Consider the following 988-nt stretch of genomic DNA (forward strand, 5'->3'; position numbering starts at 1 on the left):
CACGTAGACTGCCCAGGGCACGCTGACTATGTTAAAAACATGATCACCGGTGCTGCGCAGATGGATGGTGCGATCCTGGTATGTGGTGCGACTGACGGTCCTATGCCTCAGACTCGTGAGCACATCCTGCTGTCCCGTCAGGTTGGTGTACCGTACATCGTGGTATTCCTGAACAAAGCAGACCTGCTGGCTGAAGATTGTGGCGGCGTTGACTCTGAAGAGTACGCTGAGATGCTGGAGCTGGTTGAAATGGAAATCCGTGAGCTGCTGGACACTTACGAATTCCCTGGCGACGACACTCCAATCATCGCAGGTTCTGCGCTGATGGCGCTGAACGGCGAAGACGACAACGAGCTGGGTACTACTGCTGTTAAGAAGCTGGTAGAAGCGTTGGATACTTACATCCCAGAGCCAGAGCGTGCAATCGATCAGCCGTTCCTGATGCCAATCGAGGACGTATTCTCTATCTCCGGTCGTGGTACTGTAGTAACTGGCCGTGTAGAGCGTGGTATCGTTAACGTTGGTGACGAGATCGAGATCGTTGGTATCAAAGAAACCACCAAGACTACTTGTACTGGTGTAGAGATGTTCCGTAAGCTGCTGGACGAAGGTCGTGCAGGTGAGAACATCGGTGCGCTGCTGCGTGGTACTAAGCGTGACGAAGTTGAGCGTGGTCAGGTACTGGCTAAGCCAGGTACTATCACTCCTCACACTCGTTTCGAAGGTGAAGTATACGTACTGTCCAAAGAAGAAGGTGGTCGTCACACTCCATTCTTCAAAGGCTACCGCCCACAGTTCTACTTCCGTACAACTGACATCACTGGTGCTTGTGAGCTGCCAGAAGGTGTAGAAATGGTAATGCCTGGTGATAACATCCAGATGGACGTTACCCTGATCAACCCAATCGCGATGGAAGAAGGTCTGCGCTTCGCTATCCGTGAAGGTGGTCGTACCGTAGGTGCAGGTGTTGTATCTAAGATCATCGAGT

1 protein-coding gene is annotated in these 988 nt (G+C 52.1%); it reads left to right on the forward strand.

Annotation, left to right across the window (positions count from 1 at the left end; translation table 11 throughout):
- Window positions 1-988: elongation factor Tu (tuf, locus tag QKW35_RS21225; protein ID WP_282356388.1), on the forward strand; the 988-nt coding region annotated here is incomplete at both ends.

Source organism: Pontibacterium granulatum (assembly GCF_029961155.1).
GTDB lineage: Bacteria > Pseudomonadota > Gammaproteobacteria > Pseudomonadales > Balneatricaceae > Pontibacterium > Pontibacterium granulatum.